This window comes from Agromyces albus (assembly GCF_004134825.1).
GTDB lineage: Bacteria > Actinomycetota > Actinomycetes > Actinomycetales > Microbacteriaceae > Agromyces > Agromyces albus.
Genome location: NZ_SDPN01000018.1, coordinates 16,842 through 38,121, shown reverse-complemented (window position 1 = coordinate 38,121; position 21,280 = coordinate 16,842). Strand labels below are relative to the sequence as shown.

General features: G+C 68.4%; 18 protein-coding genes. 2 read left to right on the top strand and 16 right to left on the bottom strand.

The features are described from left to right. Positions 1 to 109: 109 nt before the first annotated feature. From tuf to ESP51_RS10985, 6 genes are all read right to left on the bottom strand, one after another. Positions 110 to 1,303, bottom strand: a complete 1,194-nt coding sequence (gene tuf, locus ESP51_RS11010; protein WP_129520954.1) for an elongation factor Tu — start codon at positions 1,301 to 1,303, stop codon at positions 110 to 112. A 111-nt stretch (positions 1,304 to 1,414) separates the two neighbouring features. Beyond that, the gene (gene fusA / locus ESP51_RS11005) at positions 1,415 to 3,529 is read right to left on the bottom strand and encodes an elongation factor G (protein WP_129520953.1); all 2,115 of its coding nucleotides are present in this window, start codon (positions 3,527 to 3,529) and stop codon (positions 1,415 to 1,417) included. Positions 3,530 to 3,613: 84 nt separating this feature from the next. Continuing rightward, on the bottom strand, positions 3,614 to 4,084 hold the full coding sequence (gene rpsG, locus ESP51_RS11000) for a 30S ribosomal protein S7 (RefSeq protein ID WP_129520952.1): 471 nt from the start codon (positions 4,082 to 4,084) through the stop codon (positions 3,614 to 3,616). Continuing rightward, on the bottom strand, positions 4,084 to 4,458 hold the full coding sequence (gene rpsL, locus ESP51_RS10995) for a 30S ribosomal protein S12 (protein ID WP_022889720.1): 375 nt from the start codon (positions 4,456 to 4,458) through the stop codon (positions 4,084 to 4,086). The genes rpsG and rpsL overlap by 1 nt, the downstream gene beginning before the upstream one ends. A gap of 288 nt (positions 4,459 to 4,746) precedes the next feature. Beyond that, positions 4,747 to 5,394, bottom strand: coding sequence for a spermidine/putrescine ABC transporter substrate-binding protein (locus tag ESP51_RS10990; protein ID WP_129520951.1), 648 nt, complete (start codon positions 5,392 to 5,394; stop codon positions 4,747 to 4,749). Positions 5,395 to 5,466: 72 nt separating this feature from the next. Beyond that, positions 5,467 to 5,943: a DUF6121 family protein gene (locus ESP51_RS10985; protein ID WP_129520950.1), complete on the bottom strand. Its 477-nt coding sequence runs from the start codon at positions 5,941 to 5,943 to the stop codon at positions 5,467 to 5,469. A 152-nt stretch (positions 5,944 to 6,095) separates the two neighbouring features. Here ESP51_RS10985 and ESP51_RS10980 point away from each other — a divergent pair, with 152 nt between their 5' ends. After that, on the top strand, positions 6,096 to 6,827 hold the full coding sequence (locus ESP51_RS10980) for a hypothetical protein (protein WP_129520949.1): 732 nt from the start codon (positions 6,096 to 6,098) through the stop codon (positions 6,825 to 6,827). Next, positions 6,824 to 7,459: a hypothetical protein gene (locus ESP51_RS10975; protein ID WP_129520948.1), complete on the top strand. Its 636-nt coding sequence runs from the start codon at positions 6,824 to 6,826 to the stop codon at positions 7,457 to 7,459. The genes ESP51_RS10980 and ESP51_RS10975 overlap by 4 nt, the downstream gene beginning before the upstream one ends. 7 nt (positions 7,460 to 7,466) lie before the next feature. Here the strand turns inward: ESP51_RS10975 and ESP51_RS10970 are convergent, their stop codons facing one another. From ESP51_RS10970 to ESP51_RS10925, 10 genes are all read right to left on the bottom strand, one after another. After that, positions 7,467 to 7,805 (bottom strand): hypothetical protein, encoded by a 339-nt coding sequence (locus ESP51_RS10970; protein ID WP_129520947.1) that lies wholly within the window; start codon positions 7,803 to 7,805, stop codon positions 7,467 to 7,469. Then, entirely contained in the window at positions 7,805 to 8,671 is an 867-nt protein-coding gene (locus ESP51_RS10965; RefSeq protein WP_164990492.1) for a T6SS immunity protein Tdi1 domain-containing protein, read from the bottom strand. The genes ESP51_RS10970 and ESP51_RS10965 overlap by 1 nt, the downstream gene beginning before the upstream one ends. 200 nt (positions 8,672 to 8,871) lie before the next feature. Further along, a complete protein-coding gene (locus ESP51_RS10960) occupies positions 8,872 to 9,249 on the bottom strand; it encodes a hypothetical protein (protein WP_129520945.1) in 378 nt (125 codons plus the stop codon). Between the two features lie 67 nt (positions 9,250 to 9,316). Next, entirely contained in the window at positions 9,317 to 9,601 is a 285-nt protein-coding gene (locus ESP51_RS10955) for a hypothetical protein (protein ID WP_129520944.1), read from the bottom strand. 11 nt (positions 9,602 to 9,612) lie between these two features. Next, the gene (locus ESP51_RS10950) at positions 9,613 to 14,796 is read right to left on the bottom strand and encodes a polymorphic toxin type 15 domain-containing protein (RefSeq protein ID WP_129520943.1); all 5,184 of its coding nucleotides are present in this window, start codon (positions 14,794 to 14,796) and stop codon (positions 9,613 to 9,615) included. A 7-nt stretch (positions 14,797 to 14,803) separates the two neighbouring features. Next, positions 14,804 to 15,112 (bottom strand): hypothetical protein, encoded by a 309-nt coding sequence (locus ESP51_RS10945; RefSeq protein WP_129520942.1) that lies wholly within the window; start codon positions 15,110 to 15,112, stop codon positions 14,804 to 14,806. Next, a complete protein-coding gene (locus tag ESP51_RS10940) occupies positions 15,105 to 15,770 on the bottom strand; it encodes a WXG100 family type VII secretion target (RefSeq protein ID WP_129520941.1) in 666 nt (221 codons plus the stop codon). The genes ESP51_RS10945 and ESP51_RS10940 overlap by 8 nt, the downstream gene beginning before the upstream one ends. A gap of 67 nt (positions 15,771 to 15,837) precedes the next feature. After that, complete coding sequence (locus ESP51_RS10935) at positions 15,838 to 16,131, bottom strand: WXG100 family type VII secretion target (protein ID WP_129520940.1); 294 nt, start codon at positions 16,129 to 16,131, stop codon at positions 15,838 to 15,840. A gap of 86 nt (positions 16,132 to 16,217) precedes the next feature. Then, a complete protein-coding gene (locus tag ESP51_RS10930) occupies positions 16,218 to 16,898 on the bottom strand; it encodes an FHA domain-containing protein (protein ID WP_129520939.1) in 681 nt (226 codons plus the stop codon). A gap of 33 nt (positions 16,899 to 16,931) precedes the next feature. After that, on the bottom strand, positions 16,932 to 21,272 hold the full coding sequence (locus ESP51_RS10925) for an FtsK/SpoIIIE domain-containing protein (protein ID WP_129520938.1): 4,341 nt from the start codon (positions 21,270 to 21,272) through the stop codon (positions 16,932 to 16,934). Between the last annotated feature and the right edge of the window lie 8 nt (positions 21,273 to 21,280).

Below are 21,280 nucleotides of genomic sequence, written 5' to 3'. Positions count from 1 at the left end.
CCGCCGGCGAAGGAGCCGGGCGACGACGAAGGGGCCGGGCCCGAAGGCCCGACCCCTGTCGGTGTGCTCGAGGCAGGTCGCGCGGACGCGGCCTCCCTGGTGAGCGGTGTTACTTGATGATCTTCGTGACCGTACCGGCGCCGACGGTGCGACCACCCTCACGGATGGCGAAGCCGAGGCCCTCCTCCATGGCGATCGGCTGGATGAGCTCGACCGTCATGTCGGTGGTGTCGCCGGGCATGACCATCTCGGTGCCCTCGGGCAGCGTGATGACGCCGGTGACGTCGGTGGTGCGGAAGTAGAACTGCGGACGGTAGTTCGCGTAGAACGGGTTGTGACGTCCGCCCTCCTCCTTGGAGAGGATGTACGCGGTGCCCTCGAAGTTCGTGTGCGGGGTGACCGAACCGGGAGCGACGACGACCTGGCCGCGCTCCACGTCTTCGCGCTTGGTGCCGCGGAGGAGGAGGCCGCAGTTCTCGCCGGCCCATGCCTCGTCGAGCTGCTTGTGGAACATCTCGATGCCGGTGACCGTGGTCTTCTGCGTCGGGCGGATGCCGACGATCTCGACCTCGGAGTTGATCTTCAGCGTGCCACGCTCGGCGCGGCCCGTGACGACGGTTCCACGACCGGTGATCGTGAAGACGTCCTCGATCGGCATGAGGAAGGGCTTGTCCTTGTCGCGCACCGGGTCGGGGATCGACTCGTCGACGGCGTCCATGAGGTCGAGGACCGACTGGGTCCACTTCTCGTCGCCCTCGAGAGCCTTGAGGCCGGAGACGCGGACAACCGGAGCGTTGTCGCCATCGAAGCCCTGGCTCGAGAGCAGCTCGCGGACCTCGAGCTCGACGAGCTCGAGGATCTCCTCGTCGTCGACCATGTCGGACTTGTTGAGCGCGACGAGCAGGTAGGGCACGCCGACCTGCTTGGCGAGCAGCACGTGCTCACGCGTCTGGGCCATCGGGCCGTCGGTCGCCGCGACCACGAGGATCGCGCCGTCCATCTGGGCAGCACCGGTGATCATGTTCTTGATGTAGTCGGCGTGACCCGGGGCGTCGACGTGCGCGTAGTGGCGCTTCGGCGTCTCGTACTCGACGTGCGAGATGTTGATCGTGATGCCGCGCTGACGCTCTTCGGGAGCGGAGTCGATCGACGCGAAGTCGCGCTTCACGTTGGTGGCCGACGGGAACTTGTCAGCGAGCACCTTCGAGATCGCCGCGGTGAGCGTCGTCTTGCCGTGGTCAACGTGACCGATCGTTCCGATGTTGACGTGCGGCTTGGTCCGCTCGAACTTGGCCTTAGCCACTGTGGGTCCTCCTCAGGACTCGTGTAGGAACCCCGGGCGCTGGATTGCGACCGGTGTGCTACGGGGTTTCGTTGATATGTTACGCGAACCGGTTGGCTCGTGCGTCGGAGGCTATTCGCCCTTGTTCTTCTGGACGATCTCGTCGGCGACAGCCTTCGGGACCTCCGCGTAGCTCTCGAACTCCATCGAGTACACTGCGCGGCCCGAGGTCTTCGACCGCAGGTCGCCGATGTAGCCGAACATCTCCGAGAGCGGGACGTGCGCACGCACGACCTTCACGCCGGCGGCGTCCTCCATTGACTGGATCTGACCGCGACGCGAGTTCAGGTCGCCGATGACGTCACCCATGTATTCCTCAGGGGTGCGCACCTCGACGGCCATGAGCGGCTCGAGCAGAACCGGGTTCGCCTTGCGAGCGGCTTCCTTGAAGCCCATCGATCCGGCGATCTTGAACGCCATCTCCGAGGAGTCGACGTCGTGTGCAGCGCCGTCGAGCAAGCTCGCCTTGACGCCGACCATCGGATAGCCGGCCAGGATGCCGTACTGCATGGCGTCCCGGAACCCGGCGTCGACCGACGGAATGTACTCGCGCGGCACGCGACCACCCGTGACCTTGTTCTCGAACTCGTACGACTTCTCGGTCGTGACCTCGAGCGGCTCGATCGCGAACTGGATCTTCGCGAACTGGCCGGAACCACCGGTCTGCTTCTTGTGGGTGTAGTCGTGCTTCTCGACCGCGCGCTTGATCGTCTCGCGGTAGGCCACCTGGGGCTTGCCCACGTTGGCCTCGACCTTGAACTCGCGCTTCATGCGGTCGACGAGGATGTCGAGGTGCAGCTCGCCCATGCCCTTGATGACCGTCTGACCGGTCTCCTGGTTCTGCTCGGTGCGGAAGGTGGGGTCCTCCTCGGCGAGCTTCTGGATCGCCGTGCCGAGCTTCTCCTGGTCGGCCTTGGTCTTCGGCTCGATGGCGACCTCGATCACGGGGTCGGGGAACGTCATCGACTCGAGCACGACCTGGTTGTCGGGGTCGCAGAGCGTGTCGCCGGTCGTCGTGTCCTTCAGACCGATGACGGCGTAGATGTTGCCCGCGGTGACCGAGTCGACCGGGTTCTCCTTGTTGGCGTGCATCTGGAAGATCTTGCCGATGCGCTCCTTGCGGCCCTTGGTCGAGTTGATGACCTGGGCACCCGAGTCGAGGTGACCCGAGTAGACGCGCACGTAGGTGAGGCGACCGAAGAAGGGGTGCACCGCGACCTTGAACGCGAGCGCCGAGAACGGCTCCTGCGCGTCGGCGTGGCGGAGGATGACCTTCTCCTCGTCGCGCGGGTCGTGGGCCTCGATGGCCGGCACGTCGAGCGGCGACGGGAGGAAGTCGATCACGGCGTCGAGCATCGGCTGCACGCCGCGGTTCTTGAACGCCGAACCGCACAGCACGGGGTAGATCTCGGAGTTGATCGTGAGCTTGCGCACCGCGGCCTTGATCTCCGCGACGGTGAGCTCCTCGCCGCCGAAGAACTTCTCGAGCAGCACGTCGTCGGTCTCGGCGACGGTCTCGAGGAGCATCTGACGGTACTCGTCGGCCTTGTCCTTGAGGTCGGCCGGGATCTCCTCGATGGCGTACTTCGCACCCATCTGCACGTCGCCCTTGGCGTCTCCACGCCACGTGAGCGCGCGCATCTCGATGAGGTCGATGACGCCCTCGAAGTTCGACTCGGAGCCGATCGGGAGCTGGAGCACGAGCGGCTTCGCGCCGAGGCGCTTGATGATCGTCTCGACCGTGAAGTAGAAGTCGGCGCCGAGCTTGTCCATCTTGTTGACGAAGCAGATGCGCGGGACGTTGTACTTGTCGGCCTGGCGCCAGACGGTCTCTGACTGGGGCTCGACGCCCTCCTTGCCGTCGAAGACGGCGACGGCACCGTCGAGCACGCGAAGCGAGCGCTCGACCTCGACCGTGAAGTCGACGTGGCCGGGGGTGTCGATGATGTTGATCTGGTTCTTGTTCCAGAAGCAGGTCACGGCGGCAGACGTGATCGTGATGCCGCGCTCCTTCTCCTGTTCCATCCAGTCGGTCGTCGAGGCGCCGTCGTGGGTCTCGCCGATCTTGTGGTTGACGCCCGTGTAGAACAGGATGCGCTCAGTGGTGGTGGTCTTGCCGGCATCGATGTGCGCCATGATGCCGATGTTGCGGACCTTGCTCAGGTCGGTGAGCACGTCTTGTGCCACGGGGGTTCCTCCGGGAGGTTCAGGAACGGAAGGGGTGGGGTGAGCGGATGCCGCGGGCTGTGGGCCGCGGCATCCGCTCTGCCATTACCAGCGGTAGTGGGCGAAGGCGCGGTTCGACTCGGCCATCTTGTGCGTGTCTTCACGACGCTTCACCGCGGCGCCGAGGCCGTTCGAAGCGTCGAGGATCTCGTTGGTGAGACGCTCGGTCATGGTCTTCTCGCGACGAGCCTTGGCGTAGCTGGTGAGCCAGCGGAGGGCCAGGGTGTTGGCGCGGTGGGGCTTGACCTCGACGGGGACCTGGTAGGTCGAGCCGCCGACGCGGCGCGAACGCACCTCGAGGGTGGGGCGCACGTTGTCGAGCGCCTTCTTGAGGGTGGCGACGGCGTCTTGGCCGTTCTTCTCGGCGACGTTCTCGAGCGCGTCGTAGACGATGCGCTGCGCGAGGTCCTTCTTGCCGTCGATGAGGATCTTGTTGACGAGCTGGCTGACGACGGGCGAACCGTAGACCGGGTCGGCGACGACGGGGCGCTTCGGAGCGGGTCCCTTGCGAGGCATTACTTCTTCTCCATCTTCGCGCCGTAGCGGCTACGGGCCTGCTTGCGGTTCTTCACGGCCTGCGTGTCGAGCGCGCCGCGGATGATCTTGTAGCGCACGCCGGGGAGGTCTTTCACTCGACCGCCGCGCACGAGCACCATCGAGTGCTCCTGGAGGTTGTGGCCCTCGCCGGGGATGTAGGCGGTGACCTCGGTGCCGTTCGAGAGCTTCACACGGGCGACCTTGCGGAGCGCCGAGTTGGGCTTCTTCGGGGTGGTGGTGTACACACGCGTGCACACGCCGCGCTGCTGGGGGTTGGCCTTCAGGGCGGGAGCCTTGGTCTTGGTGACCTTCGGCGAGCGACCCTTGCGGACCAACTGCTGAATGGTTGGCACTGCTTCTCCTTGTTATTGCTGCACGGTGACAGCGTGATGAATTTCACATCATGACCCACCGGCACTGCAGAGCTGCAGCGCCTGTGAGATGGTGGGTATGCCGTGGGGGCCCGCCCATTGGGCGGCCCTTGCAGTGTGCGACTTGTGCGAACCTAGCGTGCCGCCATGGGCACGGTTCAAGCGCGCGTCAACGCGCACACCCGGTCAATAGTAGTCGGCGGGTGTCATCCGGTCAAATGACGACGGATGCCGCGAGCGGCCCGCGACGCCCCGGTGAACCTGCCCGGCTCAGCCCGGCCATCCCGGTGCATCGAGCTCCCGATCGAGGTCGGCGAGGAGCTCCTCCACTTGCGGCTCCACGAACTCCACGACGGCCTCGCCGATGCGGTGGCGGTGCTGCGCGAGCTCGACGCAGATGCGACGCCCGAGCTGCTTCGCGAAGTCGTCGGCGAGCCGGACCTCCTCACGGAGGGCCTCCTTCTCCTCGAGGGTGAATGGGCGGGGCGGGGGCTCGTTCGTCGCGGCCGCGACATCCGCCTCCAGCCCGGTCAGGGTGAAGAGGAACGGCTGGTCGGGCACCGGCTCGGGGTCGAGGTCGAGTCCGAGGAACTCGGGGTCGAGCCCCTCCCCCGCGCGATACGGCCGGCGCGCCTTGCGCTCCTCGGCGAGACGGATCTCGCGGTGCAGCATCGGCAGGTTGCGCGCCGTGTAGTCGTCGACGGCGGCGTCGACGATGCCCTTCATGCGCATCGAGAACGCGTGCTGCACGGGATGCGGCACATCGACGTCGAGCCCGGCCGCGGCGAGGATCGGCGAACCGAAGCACCTCGTGCAGAGCCGCACGCGGGCGCGATGGGTGCCCGGCCGCCACCGCGGCAGCCAGGCGAGCCAGCGGTCGACCTCGTGGCTCACGCGCGCCTCGACGGAACCCTCCACGCGTTCACGATACTGCCCGAGGCATCCGGGCACGTCGATCGTCGTTCGGCTGGGCGCGCCGTGAGCCGGGAGTCACTCCTCCTCGTCGCGCTCCCACGGCCAGCGCGGGCGGCGCGCTCCACCCGATTGCGCTTGCGCGACGAGAGAGGCGAGCCATGCCACGAGCGCCGCGCAGGCAGGGATCAGGAGCCCGAAGAGGCTCACGCCGAAGGCGAGCCCGAAGATGAGGCTCGCGAGGACGGTGCCCGTCGCGACCGCGTAGCCGACGATCGCCACCACGACCGCGGCGAGCCACGTCCAGAGCGCTGCGAGGAGCACAGTCGTGAGCGTCGCGAACGGTGGTCGCAGGCCGCGTGCCAGGGAGAGGAGGAGCGCCGCGACGGATGCCCCGACGGCGGCCGGCCCGACGAACGGCCCCGCTGCGCCGCTCGGGATCACCTCGGCATCGGTGAGCAGACTCGCGAACCCGTAGAAGCAGACGACGAGCGCGAGATAGAGGGCCGCGGCGAACGCGGCCACGACCCAGGCGCGGCGGCGGGATTCCTCCATGCTCCGACCCTACGCTCGCGAACGGTGCGAGCGTCGGCGCGACGTCCACATCCGGTCGGCTCCGTCGATGCGCGAGCACCGGCCGATGCACGACGGATAGGCTATGGGAGCCCTCGGGCCCGCCGTGGCCCATGACGACCCGGAGGAGAGCCGTGGGGGAATCCCAGTACGTGGCACGCGTCGATCACGCCAAGACCGACGGCGTACGTCGGTGGAACGCGGGCATGCTCATCGTCAGCCTCGCTCTCGCCGCCACGTTGGCCGTGGGCCTCGCCTTCGCCGCCATGACCGGCATGGGCTGGTTCACGATCCTCATCGCCTCGCTCGGGGTGACCGCGTGCGTGACCTCGGCCATCCTCGCCGTGCGCCGCGGGCGTGCGCTGGCGCTGCTCGTCACCGGCGACGACATCGCCCTCACCGTCGACGCGGCCGGGGTGCGCCTCGCCGGCGCACCGCTCATCGCATGGGAGCAGATCGCCTTCGTCGGCGTGATCGACGATCGCGAGCGCACCGGCCGGCTGCAGCGTCTCCCGGTATCGGGACCGCTCGCACGCGCGACGGTTCGCGCCGGAAGCCCCACCCTGCTGTGCGAGATCGGCGTCCGCGACGGCGTCCGGCTCAAGCAGGCGTTCGGCGGTGCTCGCGGAGCCGACCGCGTCACGCTCTTCGATGAGTTCGACGGCACCCGCCGCGGGCTCATCCCGCTCATGCTCGACGTCGTGGTCGACGACGCGACGGCGCATCAGGCAGCGCAGGTGCTCGTCCGTGAGGCGGAACGCCGCGGCATTCCCGCTCGGTCCTTCACCGCGGTGTTCGCGTACTTCGAGTGGAAGGGCCCGATGCTCGACCACAAGTGGCTGGCAGAGAAGGAGAAGCGCACGTGATGGAACCACAGGAGCAGCCGCTCTACGCCGCTCCGGAAGAGGTGCGGCGGGTTCGCTCACGCGCACAGATGATCGGCGCCGCGGTGATGATCGGCGTCGGCGCGTTGGCGCTCGTCCTCTCCGTGACGTTGTTCGGCGCGCTCGTCGACCTCTCCGCTGACTACGAGGGACGGCGATCCGGCATGCGGGGACTCGTCGCCCCCGGGGCGGTGTTCCTCAGCGCCGCCGCCGTCATCGGCGGTCTCATCTGGTTCTTCGCGTACTCGTACCGATGGGAGCGCATCGCGACCGGCGCGAGACTCACCAAGCAAGCGGCCTCATACGTGCGCGTGGCACCGCACGAGGCGGCGGAGCTGCTCGAGCGATTCCGAACGGGTGACCCGCGCATCTACCTGCCGGTGCCGGTCGCGAAGAACGGCAACGTGGTGCTCGGCGTCTGGCTCGCGCGCGCGGATGCGATCGCCTATGTCGGCATCGCCGTGCGGTCGGGGCGAGACTGGCAGGCTCTGCCGCTCGTGCCGCTGCGCGACAACGCCTACGAGGCGATCAGCCGCCTCTCGATCGACAACTACGGCGCCCGAGCGAGCCAGACGGTCGTCAACGGATTCCTCGACCCGTTCCTGCGGAACTAACGATCGGTCAGGCGCGCGCCCAGCCCGGGAATCCGGCGCATCCATCGGTGAGGCGGATGAACCCGTCGTGCTTGTCGGTGAGGATGGCGTAGGACGTCGCGGCGTCCCCTGAGCTCACGGCCTCGTGCATGCGGTCGAGGTTGCGCAACGCCGTCGGCAGCCAATCGAGGAACGGTCCCGGCGGGATGCTCGAGGCGTCCTCGCTGAGAATCCCGCGAACAGTGGTGATCGCCCTGGCGAGTTCGGGAAGGTCCTGCGGACGAAGCGTCGCCGAGATGCTCACGCCCACGAGTTCGGTCACCGGCTCCCGCAGTCGGTCGCAGCGTTGCTCGAGTGTTTCGGCCATCAGGCGCCTGCACCCCCGCCCGTGAGGTCGAACTTCTCGATCGGCGTGCGCACCCCGTCGCGGAAGGCTCCAAGACCTGCATCGAAATCGACGGCCGAACCGACGAACAACACCGACTCGTCGGGGGCGATGTAGATCTTGCCGCCGCCGCGCACGGCGTGGACGAGGCAGATGCCGAGCCCGTCGGGAAGCTCGATGGTGTTCAGGACCGGGTCGGTGGTGAGCTTCGCGAAGAGTGAGGTGCCAAGCTCGATCAGTCGTTCGGTGCTGCCGGCTTCGGCCGTGCCGCCACCATCCGACGCGACAAGCAAGGGCCGGCGCACCTGCGGCTGGCCGGCGAGCTGGGCGATGAGCGCGAGGTGCTCGTAGAGCCCGCCGAGCTGCAGGTGCCCGGCATCGTTCGGGCCGCCGAGCGCGAGCAGCGGCACGAATCCGAAGCACTCCTCGAACGCGGGCACCCCGTCGCGCTCGCGCGCGGCCGGGTACGGCTGCCACTCCCAAGCGACGTCGCGTCGTGCGGGGTCCTCGATGAGTGCGACGAGCTCGTCGAAGGATCGCCCTTCGATGACGTCGATCGCCCCGAAGCGTGACTTCACCACGAGGTAGAGCCCGTTCGCGTGGAAAACGACATCGCCGAGCGCGGTCGTGAACAGCACCGTCGCGCCGTCGGGCAGCCCGAACACGCCCTCGAGCATCGACGCCGCGCGCGCCGGGTCGACGACACGGAAGAACCCGTCGTCGCCGACGATACCTGCGCCCTGCGCCCGCCACAGTTCGACGACCCCGGCGGGCACCTGCCCGGCAAACTGTGCGATCGTCTCTTCGGCGATCGGCGCGACGAGGTCGAAGCTCCGGAAGCTGGTCATTCGTGCCTCTCTGAGATGTGTAACTGCGTCAGTGCGCCGGGGTTGCCCGTTGGCTGGCATCACCCGGATTCGATGGCCGTGCCACCCTGCGGAAGTCTATCGACTGCGCCAGACTGCGAAATGGGGAGCTCTCCCCATGCCTCGGTTCCAGGTGGCGATCGCGCCGGGCCCGGCGGTGCGGAACCCTGGCGCAGACCGGGTCAGCTCCTCGACACGCGCCTGGAATGGGCAGGGACATCGACGCCGACAGTGACGAACGGGTCGACGAGAACGTGGTATTGCTCACCGGACAGCTGCTCGGCCTTCAGGATCGCGCGAGCCGCGATCACCACGGCACTCTTGGCATCGGCGTGCAACCCGTCGCGGAAGGCGTTCAGCTCCTCGGCCCTCGGCAGCAGGGCTAAACGAACAGCTCGCTCGAGCTCCGAGTTCTCCGCGGCCGATGGCTTCGTCGCGCGGCTTGCTTCCTTGCCACCGGTTCGACGCAGGGCGACCGCGCGATCGAATGTCGCGGCGAGCGCTTCGGGCGGGAGCGCCGCCGCGTCGTCGACGAACCGGCGGGTCGACACATCGAGCATCGGACTTCCCTTCACGCTGGAGCGGACGCTCCGAGCCTACCCGGGCGGCTCCGCCGAGCCGCAGGGGTCACTCGGACACCGCGACCGGTCTCATCTCCTCGATCTTCTCCAGGTTCAGGGTGTGCACATCCTCACGAATCTCCCCGGACTGCTTGTCGATGAAGATGACCATATTGTCCCACCGGCCGAACGCCTCACGGCCTTCGACCAGGAACTCGCGGGCGCCCCACACCGGCAGGTAGTCGGAATCGTCCTCGTACCATTCGGCGATGTACAGTTCGCCCGCGATCGCCGGCGGGTGCTCGGCGAAATGCCGTTCGAGCGCGCTTCTCGCTTCCTCCAATGTCACCATGGCTCCAGTCCTTATGCCCAGGTCTCGCCGAGACCAGTCGTGTTGTCGTGGCCAACGGTCACGTCGTGTACCGCTGCTCCGGCAGATGTGAACGGTTCCGGCGGCGCGGGGGGCTGCGCCGACGGGCCGGAGGGCAGCACAGGCGGTTTGGGCTTGACCGCCTGCTCGATGTAGCCGGCACCCCCCGCGAGCCGCAGGTTCTGCGCTTGGAGGAAGCCCTTATTGTCCCAGGCGCGTTGCTTGTCCGCCAGACTCGCGCTGGGATCGGAGAGGATCTTCTCGAGCTCAAGGGTCAGTTCATTGTTGCGATCCCGCCACCGGGCGTTCGCCGCCAGCTCACGGTCGATCATCATCTCGGGCTTCTTGGCAATGTCGGGGTTTGCCGCCCAATCCTTCAGAAGCTGCGCCTCGGGCACCGTCCACGGCTTCGAGGTCTTGAGCACTTCCGAGGACGGATGGAGATCGTCGACCCTGAGCACCTTGATCGTGTTCATCTTGTGGACATGAGCCGACGCGTCCACCATCGCGGTCTGCCCATCATGGAATTCGATCCCGTCGGCTCCCTTCACGACCGTGAAGACGTGGCCACCACCCATTTTCCAGAAGCCGCCGATGAACCCGCGGCCGCCCTCGGGCCAGGATTCGGTCAGCCGCTCCAGCTTCTTCATCGTCGACTCACCCTCGACGTCGTCGAGGTTCTGGAACTCGCGCCGCGTGCCATCGGCCTGAACCCAGTCCGAAGCAATCTGCATCGGGATTCTGGCCTCGTACTGAGCGTTCGTCGCACCGGTCGCGGGGTTGGAGGCGATGCCCAGCACGGTCGGACTCGCGATCACGTTGTAGCCGCGGAACCGGAGCTCGAGTGCGTTGACGACGAAGTGGCAGTTGTTCAAGAACCGGCCCGCATCAGCCGCCCATCCCGCTGCGTTGACGGTGGAGATCGAAACGGCAGGAGCCTCGGCGTCGAACAAGCGCGGGAAGGCCGCGTCGAGGATCGGATCGTGCATCGTCGCGGGTACGGGCTCGGCTTCCGCCTCCCCGTGGGGGTCCGACGACGCCGATGCATCGGGCGCGCCCAATCCCTCGGAAACGTCCTCGTCAGCCGGAGCCGACTCTCCCTCGGAGCCCTCCGATCCGGTTGAATCATCCGCGGGAGCGGTCTGCTCGGGGCTCTCCGATCCGGTCGACGATGCCTCGCCATCCGAGGCACCCGAGGGGGCAGGCCCTGCCGGGGCATCCGGCGCCGCGTCTCCGAACGGGCTGACCGTGGGCTGAGGCACAACTCCGGCTCGGGTCGGCGGAGCGGAGGGGTGTCCCGTCACCGGAAGCGCCGAGGTGAGCGTCGCTTGTGTGGCATCCGGACTGACGCCGACCGAGTCCGTCGCACCCAGGTGCACGTTGAGTTTGACGTGTGCGTGCAGTGTCGCAGGGACATCCGCCATCGCACCCGCGACGTCTTGGCGGAGGTCGTCGATCCGGTCCCGCCATTGCCTGCCGAACGAGCTGTTCTCGCCCAGCGAGCCGGCGCCGTCGAACCGGTCGGCCCGGCCGCCGGCGACCTGATCAGGCCCATGCAGCACGGCTTGGCCCTTCATGGTCACGCCTGCATCGGCGAGGGCATGGTTGGCTGCGGCCTGTAGGGTCTGCGCTACCCGGCCCTCTTTCAGGTAGTAGTTGACGTTGTGCCGCCACTCGGCGATCGAGAGCTTGTTGAGCCCCTGCTGCTGTAGACCCACCTGGCGCTGGAACTCGACCCAGTCGTGCTTGGCGTTCGACATGTCGAAGGCTTCGACCTCGATCGGGTCCTTCAGCGAGTACGAGCCGTCGTCATTGCGAATGATCGGTGAGTCGGGCCGCGACGCGAATTCGTCGAGCTGCTCCCGAATCTCGGGGGTGAGTTCGGGGATTTGGTACCCGTTGTACGTCGTGCCGGCTTTCTGCGAGCCGTCGGAGGCGTGATCGGCTGGGACGGTCGCCTGCCCCGCATACCTCGTGTTCGCGGAGCGGTCGCCGTCGGGCGCGGATGCCTCGGGAGCGCCCGCAAAGGGCGTCGCTTCCGAGTGCACGGGCGACGGTGGCGCTGCTGCGGGGTCGGGCGAGTGCTTCGTACCCTCGGGCGTAGCCGGTGCGGAGGCATCCGGTGCGGAGGCATCCGGTGCCGCTGCTGGAGTGGTTGAGGCATCTGGTGCCGCCGGAGTGCTGGAAGCATCCGGGGCCGCCGGCGCGACGTGCTCGGGCGGGATGGAGGCATCCCAGTTGGTCGCGTTCGGCTCGTTCGGCGGCCAGGGGCTCATCGTGCCGGGCTGGGCGTCGACGACCCACACGTTCGTTCCGTCGAAGTAGGCGTTGAACCAGTGACCGTCGCCGGTGGACCGGTCGATGCCGACCACGCAGTGCGATCCGGCGCCGAGCGCACGCAGCGACGCCTCGATCTGCTCCGGCGTCATCGGCGTCTGCGGGTTGCCGGTGCGCGCTTCCATCTGAGGCGTGGAGAGGGTGCCGGTGGGCGACTCGGTCGTCGGAGACCCGTTGAAGAAGTCGTTCATGATCGACGACGTGTTGCCGCAGTTCGTCGCGTAGCCGTTGGCGGGATCGGACGGGTCGTAATTCGGGTTGATCTCGTCGAGCGCGGCCTTGATCTCGTCGAGGGTGCGCTCCGAGCGGTTGTTCTGGCTGGTGTCGGGCTTCTCGGCGTCCTTCGATCCGTCTTGGCCGGATCCGTCTTGGCCCGTTCCGTCTTCGCCCGATCCGTCGGAGGCGGTGCCATCGGCTGCGTCGGGGTTCGTGCCGTCGGGGACGGAACCGTCGGGCGCCGTGCCATCGGGGCCGCTCGCGGGCGGGGCCGCAGGGGACGTCGGCGCTGCCGGGGTCGATCCCCCAGGCGTGTGGGTCGGCAGGAACGACGGCTTGCCGAGCATCGCCGCGGCACCGGCCATGGCGGCAGCGCCGCCGACCGCGGCGACGTCCTCGGGCGATACGACGTCATCGCCGTCGCCGGCATCGGATGCCTCCGGCGCTCCCGTCTCGGAGTCAGTGCCGGCTTCCGTGGCGGGCGCGTCCGTGGCGGGCGCGTCGGCATCGGTCGCCGTCGTGGTCGTGCTCGAGGCGGGCGCAGCGGCGACGGGCGCCTCGGGCTGGCTCGTCGACCCGGCGTCGGGCGCCGTGGGCGCCGTCGCGTCGGGCGAAGCAGGAGCAGCCACATCGGGCAAAGCAGGAGCCGTCGCATCCGGCGAAGCAGGAGCAGCCACATCGGGCGAAGCAGGAGCCGTCGCGTCCGGCGAAGCAGGAGCAGCCACATCAGGCGAAGCAGGAGCCGTCGCGTCCGGCGAAGCCGGCGCACTCACATCAGGCGAAGCAGGAGCCGTCGCGTCAGGCGAAGCCGGCGCACTCACATCAGGCGAAGCCGGCGCACTCACATCAGGCGAAGCCGGCGCACTCACATCAGGCGAAGCAGGCGCACTCACATCAGGCGAAGCCGGAGCCGTCGCGTCAGGCGAAGCCGGAGCACTCACATCAGGCGAAGCAGGAGCCGTCGCGTCAGGCGAAGCAGGAGCCGTCGCGTCAGGCCCAGCAGGCGCACTCACATCAGGCGAAGCAGGCGCACTCACATCAGGCGAAGCAGGCGCACTCACATCGGGCGAGGAGCCGGAGGTGTCGGCCGCACCACTACCGTCGCCGGTGGACGGTGCGTCGACGCTGACATCGACGCTCGATCCGTCGCCGGTCGTGCTGCTGCCGCCGCCGGAACCCGGAGTGGGGATGCCCGACGAGTCGGTGTCGACGGTCGTTCCGGACCCATTGCCGTTCGAGCCCGATCCCGCGCCGCTCCCCGGCGTCGGGGCATCCGTCGTCGTCGTCACACCGGGCGAGTTCGCACTGTTCCCGGGACGGACGGCGTTGATGCCGCGACCGCCGGCGGTGAGCCCGCCACCGAGCAGCGCGCCGAGCACCATGCCGGAGATGGGATTGAACTCCTGCCCGGTGATGCCGGACTCCACGGCCGAACTGGCCAGGCCGTCGACCGCGCCTGCTCCGGTCTCACCGGCGATCTGGCGGGCGCCCGGCCCGAACCCGGGGCCGCCGCTGCCACCGAGTGTCCGCGAAACCGGCGACGCCACAGCCCCGCCGGCGAACGCTGAGATGAAGGCGGTCCCGACATCCTGCGGGGTATAGCCCTTCTCGTCGGCGCGCATGTGGTTCACGGTGGTCGTTGCGATCGCGCTCGCGAGGCCCGCCTGCAGGCCCTCCTTCGCGGCCCGCAGGCCGCCACGGACCAAGGCGCCCTTGATGCCGCGGATGCCGCGGAGGAAGTCCTTGAGTCGATCGATGAGCTTGGCGATCTTCCAGCACCAGCGGATCACCGTCGTGCCGACCTTGGCAGCCGTCGCCAGCGCTCCGAGCCCGGCGGTGACGACCGTCAGGAGGCCGCCGATCGCGAGCTCGGCGGCGATCTCGATGGCCATCTGCTTCAGGAACCAGCCGAGCTCTTCCCGCATCTGGCGGAGCTGTGTGCGGAAGTCCGCGATCCACTGCTGCATGCCGTCGGCGCTCTCGCGCATGCTGTTGAGTCCCTCGGCCAGGCTTGCGCGGCACGAGAGCATCTTGTCTTGCTGGGGCAGCGTCATCGCAGACACGTTCGGCATACTGCTCGTGACCCGCGAACGTGCCGACTGGATGCTGTCGCCGAAGGTGCCCCAGGCCTCAGAGGCGGCTTGGAGCTTGTCCTCGTCGCCGGTCGGAATGACGACGCCGATCTGCGAGAGTCCCCATTCGATGAGCTCCTGGAACTCGCCGAGCGCTCCCGGCCAGCCGGCTCCCAGCGCGCTGGGCACGCTCGCCTTCGACTCGTCGATGGTCGCCGTCGCCTCGGCAGGAGAAGCCGACGCGGGATCGATGCCTGCGCCGACCTTCTGCGCACCGTCGTAGGCTCGCGCGGTGTTCGACAGGGCTGCATCGAGGATCCGAAGGGCGTTGCCGAACGAGGCCACACCGTCGATCGTCGGGCCTGCCAGGGCGTCGTACCCCTCGCTGCCTTCGCAGAACTCCTCCGCCGCGTTGTCGTCGCCGGCCATGCCGCCGCTGCTGTTCAGCCGCGATTGCAGCGTCGAAACGGCGCTGTCAAGCGACTTCGCGATGCTGTAGAGATCTTCGCCGTCTTGGACCAGGCGTGCCGGATCCAGCTTCACGTTCGCCATCTGTGTCCTACCCGAGGTCCGATTCGATCGTCTTCCACGCGGTGTTCAAGCTCTCGATCGTCGCGTCATACGCGTCGAACGCAGCCTGCGCCTGCTTCTGCAGGGCCTCCGCGGTCTGTTCCATTCCGGTCGCACCGACCGTCCACGCTGCAAACGAGCCGAGGAAGGCCTGCATCGCCGGCCCCTGCCACTCGGCGGGCAGCATGTATGCGAAGCCGCTCGCGCCCTGCTTGAGCGCGGAGCAATATCCCATGAGCTCGGTCATCGTCTGCGCGAGCGCGCGCAACTCCGCCGTGTCGGCTTGCTGCTCAGCCACGATCGGCTCCGTCCTCGACGTCAGCCGTCGGCGATCCATCTCCTGAGCCGGCGACGTCGCCGGACGGCTCGGCCGTCACGACGGGCTCGACCGCGACGAACGGCTCTCCGTCGGCGCCGAGGCGGAACACGCCGGTGCCGATCGAGTCGTCGTCGCCGTCGCCGTCAGTGTCGCCCGGGCCTCCGCCCGTCGCCTGGCCGGTCTTCCGAGAGCCGAGCATGCCCCCGCCGAACTGTTCGACCTCGTTGTCGCCGGCGTAGTCTCTGCCGAAGAACTCGGCCATGTCCTCTGCCTTCTCCTCGCCCGAGGCGACTCGCTTGCCGAGTCCGCCGGTGGCGTTGCGCATGGTGACGAGACCCTGCTGGCGGCCACGGAAGCTGCCGCCGACGCCCGACTCGGTCTGCGTGTACGAGCCGTCGGCCGAGATGAGTCCCTGTTGCAGGGCCGTCAAGGCCAGCCGGACCTGCCCGGCGAACGTCATGAACGTGTCCCAGTTCTCACCGAACTTCTCCGCGTCCTCACCGACCCAGGTCGTGCCCGCCATGCGGGCGACGACCTGATCGGCCGACGCGAGATTCGAGTCGAACGTCACGACGACGTTGCCGATGAGGGCCGCGACCTCGCTCAGCGAGTCGGAGCGAACCTTGAAGTAGACCATGCCAGATCCCTAGGTCGTGGTCGGACTCCGACGCGCGAGCCGCGCGTCGGAACCGAACCCGCGGATGTCAGCCGTTGAACGTGCCGGCGATCGCGTTCTCGCTGTCTTCGTAGGACAGCGCGGCCTGGTTGAGCAGGTCGCTGATGCCCTGCAGCGATTCCTTCAACTGGAGACCGGCCTGGTCCCATTGCCCGTACAGCTCATTGAAGCTCTGCGAAGCCGTGCCCGACCAGTCGCCTGAGATCAGGCCCTCGACGAGGGACTTCAGGTTCGACAGCTGGGATTCGATCGACTGCGAGCCGGACGAAAGCTGACCGGCGACGCCGGCAAGCGAGTCAGAAGTGACGCGGATCTCCGCCATGGTTTCCTCCGTTGAAATTCAGGGTGTTCCCGTACGTTACCGCGCACTCTCCCTGAAGCGTGATGGGGAGCGGTCCCCATGCCGGACTAGACCTGGCGGATGACGAAGCTGACGTCGCCGACCCAGACAGTGTCACCCGGAGCGACCTCGAGCCGTTGGCCCGCGCTCTCGAGCGGCATGTGGCTGCCGTTGCGCTCGACCGCCGAGCCGTTGCTCGAGCCGGCGTCACCGACCGAGATGCTCCCGTCGACGAGGTCGAAGAACAGGTGCACACGGGAGACCGACCGCGTGTCATCGTCGACCTCGATTCCCTGCACGCCCATGGCGAGGGCGGTGTCGCCGGGTTTCCGGCCGATCACGGCGCTGCCGCCGACGGTCACTCGCTGTCCGGTGGAGAACGCGAGTTCCACTCGCTCCACCGGGGTGCGTGGCTTGGGCTTCGAGACGGATGCCGCGGATGCCGCGGGTTCATTCGCCTCGGACGCGGCGCCGGGGCGCTGCTGCCACGGGAGGGTACCCGGAAGCGGCACCGGCTCGATGCGCGACGGCACGCGGGCCGCCGGCGCCGCGGCATCCGTCGGAACGGGGTTCGACCGCTCGGGCGCGAACTGGGCGGGCACGGGCGGCCTCGTGGACTGCTGTGGGATGAGCTGCCCGCATTCGAGGCAGTACATGCTGTTCGGCTGCAGCGTCGCATCGCAATATGCACAGCGCGCAGAGGCCACGGAGATCTTCCCTTCGTCGAGGAGTGCGGTCGGCAGCGCCACACCGGCATCCAGTGTATTGGCCGACCGGATGGTTCACTGGCGGATGTCGGGAACCCTGACCGGGAGCCATCCGCCCGCCGTCGTGAACACGCCGGCGCCCGCGGACGCCCTGCCGAGCATGAACTTCGGGATCGGCGAGCCGATCACCTGCGTGCCGTTGATCGCACTCTCGGGCCGGAGCACGAGGGCGCGCCGCGCCTTCTTCGCCTCGACGAGCGGCCCTCCGAAGAGCGTCGAGACCGACTCGGTGTCGACGGCGACGATGAACGTCGAGCGATGCTTGACGCCGGTCAGGGCGTGCTCGATCGGTGCGTTCTTGAACTGCTCCGCGTCGTCGACGACGATCGTCACGTGCTCGCCGAGTCGGTCGAGGATCTCGTCGAGCTGGGCGGGTGTCGTGTCGCCCGCGGTGATGATCGGCGCGGAGTGGCCGGCCGCGACATCCGTCAGGATCGAATTGCGCGGGGAGACGACGAGGATCGGCTCCTTGCGCCAGGCGAGCTGGTGCACGATCGCGGCGAGGGCGGAGGATCGACCCGACTTGCGGCTGCCGGTGACCACGAATCCGCCCTCGGCGGGCCAGTCGAGCGTGAGCTTGGAGAGCAGGTCGCCGCCGACCGCCACGACCGGGCCGTCGATCGGTCCGGAGTCTCCGAGCGGGAGCTCGTACGCGGCGGTGAGGGCGAGGTAGGCGGGCAGCGGATCGACCCGGAAGGGCTGCGGGAGCTCCGCGAGCTGGCCGAACTGGTCGAAATGGTCGCGCACGTGCTCGACCGTTCGCCTGAGCGCCGTGGTCTGGGCCTCGCCGCGGGTGTCCCGGACCAGGACCGCGAGCTGCGCCTCGGTGCCCGTGGCGCCGTACAGCACGCGCCCCGGTGGGAGATCGAGCGGGATGTCCTTGGCGAGGATTCCTGCGGTGCGATAGTCGCTGATGTCGCGCATCGGCAGCACATACTGCTCGTCGATGAACGAGGTGATCTTGTCGCCCGAGATGCCGCGATCGCCCGTGATGAGCACCCGCACGCCGACGGCGGGGCCCTCACGCAGGACCCGCATGAACTGGTCGCGGAACGTGATGAGCTGGTCGGGGTTCATCGTCGAGAGCATGCGCTCCCACCCGTCCATCGCGAGGATCATGTACGGAAGGGCCTCTGACGGCGCCGCCTGCGCGCGCTGCTCATTGATGTGTCCGACACCGGCGGTCGAGAGGATCGCCTGACGCCGGCCGAGCTCCTCCAACAGTCGCTGGAGCAGTCGTGGCAGGCGATCTGCGTCGAGCTGCGTCACGACGGCACCGCAATGCGGAGCGTCGACGAACGGGAGGAGTGCCCCGTTGCCGAAGTCGATCACGTACAGGTGGAGGTCGGCGGGCGAGAACTGCTGCACCGCTTGGGCGAGCATCGTGCGGAGCGCCGTCGTTCGCCCCGACATGGAGCCGCCGAAGAAGAGCACGTGGGACGCGTCGGCGACATCCCAGGTCAGGCTGCGTTGCGACTGCTCCCCCGGCACATCCTCGAGTCCGAGCACGATGGAGGTCGGGGAGATCTGCTGGTCCTCGAATCGCTCGAGCGGCAACGCCGTCGGCAGCGGCATGAGCCACGGCGACGGGTTCTTCGCGATGCCGAGCTGCTGCGTCGCGGCGGTGATGAGGTTCACGAGGGCCCGGAGATCGGTGTCGTCGTGATCGGTGTTCACCGCGTGCATCGCCGGCGAGGGCGGGTACTTCACCGGGAATCCGAGCGAGGTCCACTCGAGCGGCGCCTTCCGCGGAAGCACCTTCACCGTGCGCTGCACGCCCGGCCGAATGCCCGCGACGCGTGCTGTCTGGAACCCGGCGGGTGCGGCGGACGGGCCGAGTCGCACGTAGCCGCGACCAGGAGTGGACGGACTGATGAAAGCCGCCTCGCCCGAACCGAGGATGTCGGTCGAGTCCCCGCGGTCGGTCACGCGAAGCGCGACGCGAAGGCTGATGTTCGACTGCATCTCGGGCGTCACCACGCCCGATGGACGTTGCGTCGCGAGCACGAGATTCACGCCGAGCGAACGACCGACGCGCGCGATGCGCACGAGCCCGTCGATGAAGTCGGGCAATTCGGTCTTCAGCTCGGCGAACTCGTCGATGACGATCATGAGCCGGGCGAGGCCGCGCCGGGCCGCGGTCTCCGCGTCCTTCGCCCAGGCACCGTCGACGTCCTTCGCGTTCATATCGCGCAGCACGCGCTCGCGTCGCTTCAGTTCCGCGTCGAGCGAGGCGAGCGCGCGCTCGGTCTCGCGGGCGTCGAGGTTCGTCACCATTCCGACGGTGTGGGGCAGTCGCTCGCAATCCGCGAATGCCGACCCGCCCTTGTAGTCGACGAGCACGAAGTTCAGCGCGTCGGGGCGATTCGCCATGGCCAGGCTCACGACGAGCGCCTGCAGGAACTCCGACTTGCCGGAGCCCGTCGTACCGGCGACGAGCGCATGGGGGCCGTCGCGAGAGATGTCGAGGGCGAACTCACCGTCGGCGTTCGCGCCCACCACGACGAACGTGTTCCGCGGCTGGCGCTGCCACCGCTGCACGAGCTGGCCCGGGTCGTCGAGGTCGATCTTCAGCAGGTCGACCATGCGCACGCTCGTCGGCAGCATCGCGTCATCGCCGACACCACTGACGTGACGGATCGAGCAGAGGTTCCGCGCGAGCTCCTCGGCACGCACGAGCGAGAGGCCGTCGAGCAGCACCGTCGGGAAGTACTCGGTTCCCGTCTCGAACCGGGCGAGCGACGGATCGACGGGGTCGATGACGACGACGCTCTTCGCCTCCTCGGGAAGGCGCGCGCGCTCGGAGTCGAGCGCGATGACGTGCACGCCGTGCGCAGGGCCGTGCTCGAGCACCGGCACCATGCCCGGCAGCATTCGGAAGTTCCGGGCCCCGTCGACGATGATGACGACGTCGCCGGGCGCCTCCATGCCGCGCTGGCCTGCGGCACGCATCCGGTTCTCGACCATGACCGCAGCTTCGCGCAGGCGCTCCCTGCGACTGTCGTCGGTGTTGCCGAACATCGCGGGCACCGGGCCGCCGGGCTGCGCATGCGGCAGCCATTGCGCCCATTCCCACGCAGCGGCGTCGTCGGCATCGCAGATGACCATGACCTCCGCGTCGCGCGGGGAGCGCAGGGCGACGAACGACGCGAGCATTGCGCGTGCCGTGTTGCGCGCGGCATCCGCTGGACCCGCGATGCCGACGACGCCCTTCCTGAGGTCGGCAGCGACAGGCACCGGTGTGACGCCGACCCGCGGGGTCGTCGCGCGGTCCTTGCCACCGCCCTCGAATCGCACGTCGAGGGCCACCTCGGTGACACCGACGCGGAGCAGGAGCGCGTCGTCGTCGCCGCGGCGCCGCTCCCAGAGTCGTGACAACGGCGCCATGGCGATGTCGGCGACGACCACCGGGTCGGGGAGGCGGTACCAGGCCTCGAGTCGCTGGATGCGAGCGAGCTCCGCGATGCGCCGAGCGGCTGCCTTCACGTCGTCGATCCACTGGGCCTCGGTCTTCAGGCCCTTCTTCTTGGCCATCTTCCGATTCGCGATGAACGAGCCGATCACCATGATCGGGCTCGCCGCCGCCATCAGCAGCATGATCGCGCGCCCGAACACGATCGCCATCGTGACGCCGAGCACGACGGGGATGATCGCCGATAGCCACGGCATCGGCGATTGGTCGGGATCCTCCGGCTTGTCGCCCGGCAGCTGGACCACCGGTTGCACCTTCGACGGACGGATGCGCGATGGCCGGTTGAACTCGCGCGCGCCGAGCGCATCGCGGGTGAGGTCGGCATCAGGCGACGGGGCGATGCCGATGCGGAACATGCTGCTGCCGAGGTGGAAGAGGTCGGCCGGCACGAGCTCGGTGGGCCCCTCGATGGGCTCGCCATTGACCCAGATCGTCGCGCCCTCGACCGCCGCCGCGACCGTGGCGGTGAGCGGAGCGATGCGTCCGTCGGCCGCGGCAGTCGGGGCACTCACGGCGAGTGTCGCGTGCACGGGCGCGAGGGCAGGATCGGCGATGGTGACCGATGCGCTCGTCGCCGTGCCGATGTCGTAGGACCCCCCTCGGGCGAGCGGCAGGGTCTCGCCCGCGAACGGGCCGCCCACGACCTCGAGGCGGAGGGTGCCGGGAGCCGCCGACGCGATCGGTGCGGCCGGCCGTGTCGCGCCCGAGAGGAGGGGGGACTCCGCGAGCGGAGTGTTCGCCGGCGCAGCGCGATCGAGGAGCGTGGACGGCACGCCGAGGGATTCCGCGACCTCGCCGATGGTCGTGGCCTCGTCGGTCTCGAGCATCCAGGACGTCGGCCTGCCGTGCTGTGCCGGATCGTCGATCGTGACGCGAACCGTCATGAGTTCCA

Excerpts from the sequence above, each read along its gene's own strand:
- rpsG (WP_129520952.1), bottom strand. The coding sequence starts at position 4,084 with ATGCCTCGCAAGGGACCCGCTCCGAAGCGCCCCGTCGTCGCCGACCCG.
- ESP51_RS10985 (WP_129520950.1), bottom strand. The coding sequence starts at position 5,943 with ATGGAGGAATCCCGCCGCCGCGCCTGGGTCGTGGCCGCGTTCGCCGCG.
- ESP51_RS10970 (WP_129520947.1), bottom strand. The coding sequence starts at position 7,805 with ATGGCCGAAACACTCGAGCAACGCTGCGACCGACTGCGGGAGCCGGTG.
- ESP51_RS10965 (WP_164990492.1), bottom strand. The coding sequence starts at position 8,671 with ATGACCAGCTTCCGGAGCTTCGACCTCGTCGCGCCGATCGCCGAAGAG.
- ESP51_RS10960 (WP_129520945.1), bottom strand. The coding sequence starts at position 9,249 with ATGCTCGATGTGTCGACCCGCCGGTTCGTCGACGACGCGGCGGCGCTC.
- ESP51_RS10955 (WP_129520944.1), bottom strand. The coding sequence starts at position 9,601 with ATGGTGACATTGGAGGAAGCGAGAAGCGCGCTCGAACGGCATTTCGCC.
- ESP51_RS10950 (WP_129520943.1), bottom strand. The coding sequence starts at position 14,796 with ATGGCGAACGTGAAGCTGGATCCGGCACGCCTGGTCCAAGACGGCGAA.
- ESP51_RS10940 (WP_129520941.1), bottom strand. The coding sequence starts at position 15,770 with ATGGTCTACTTCAAGGTTCGCTCCGACTCGCTGAGCGAGGTCGCGGCC.
- ESP51_RS10935 (WP_129520940.1), bottom strand. The coding sequence starts at position 16,131 with ATGGCGGAGATCCGCGTCACTTCTGACTCGCTTGCCGGCGTCGCCGGT.
- ESP51_RS10925 (WP_129520938.1), bottom strand. The coding sequence starts at position 21,272 with ATGACGGTTCGCGTCACGATCGACGATCCGGCACAGCACGGCAGGCCG.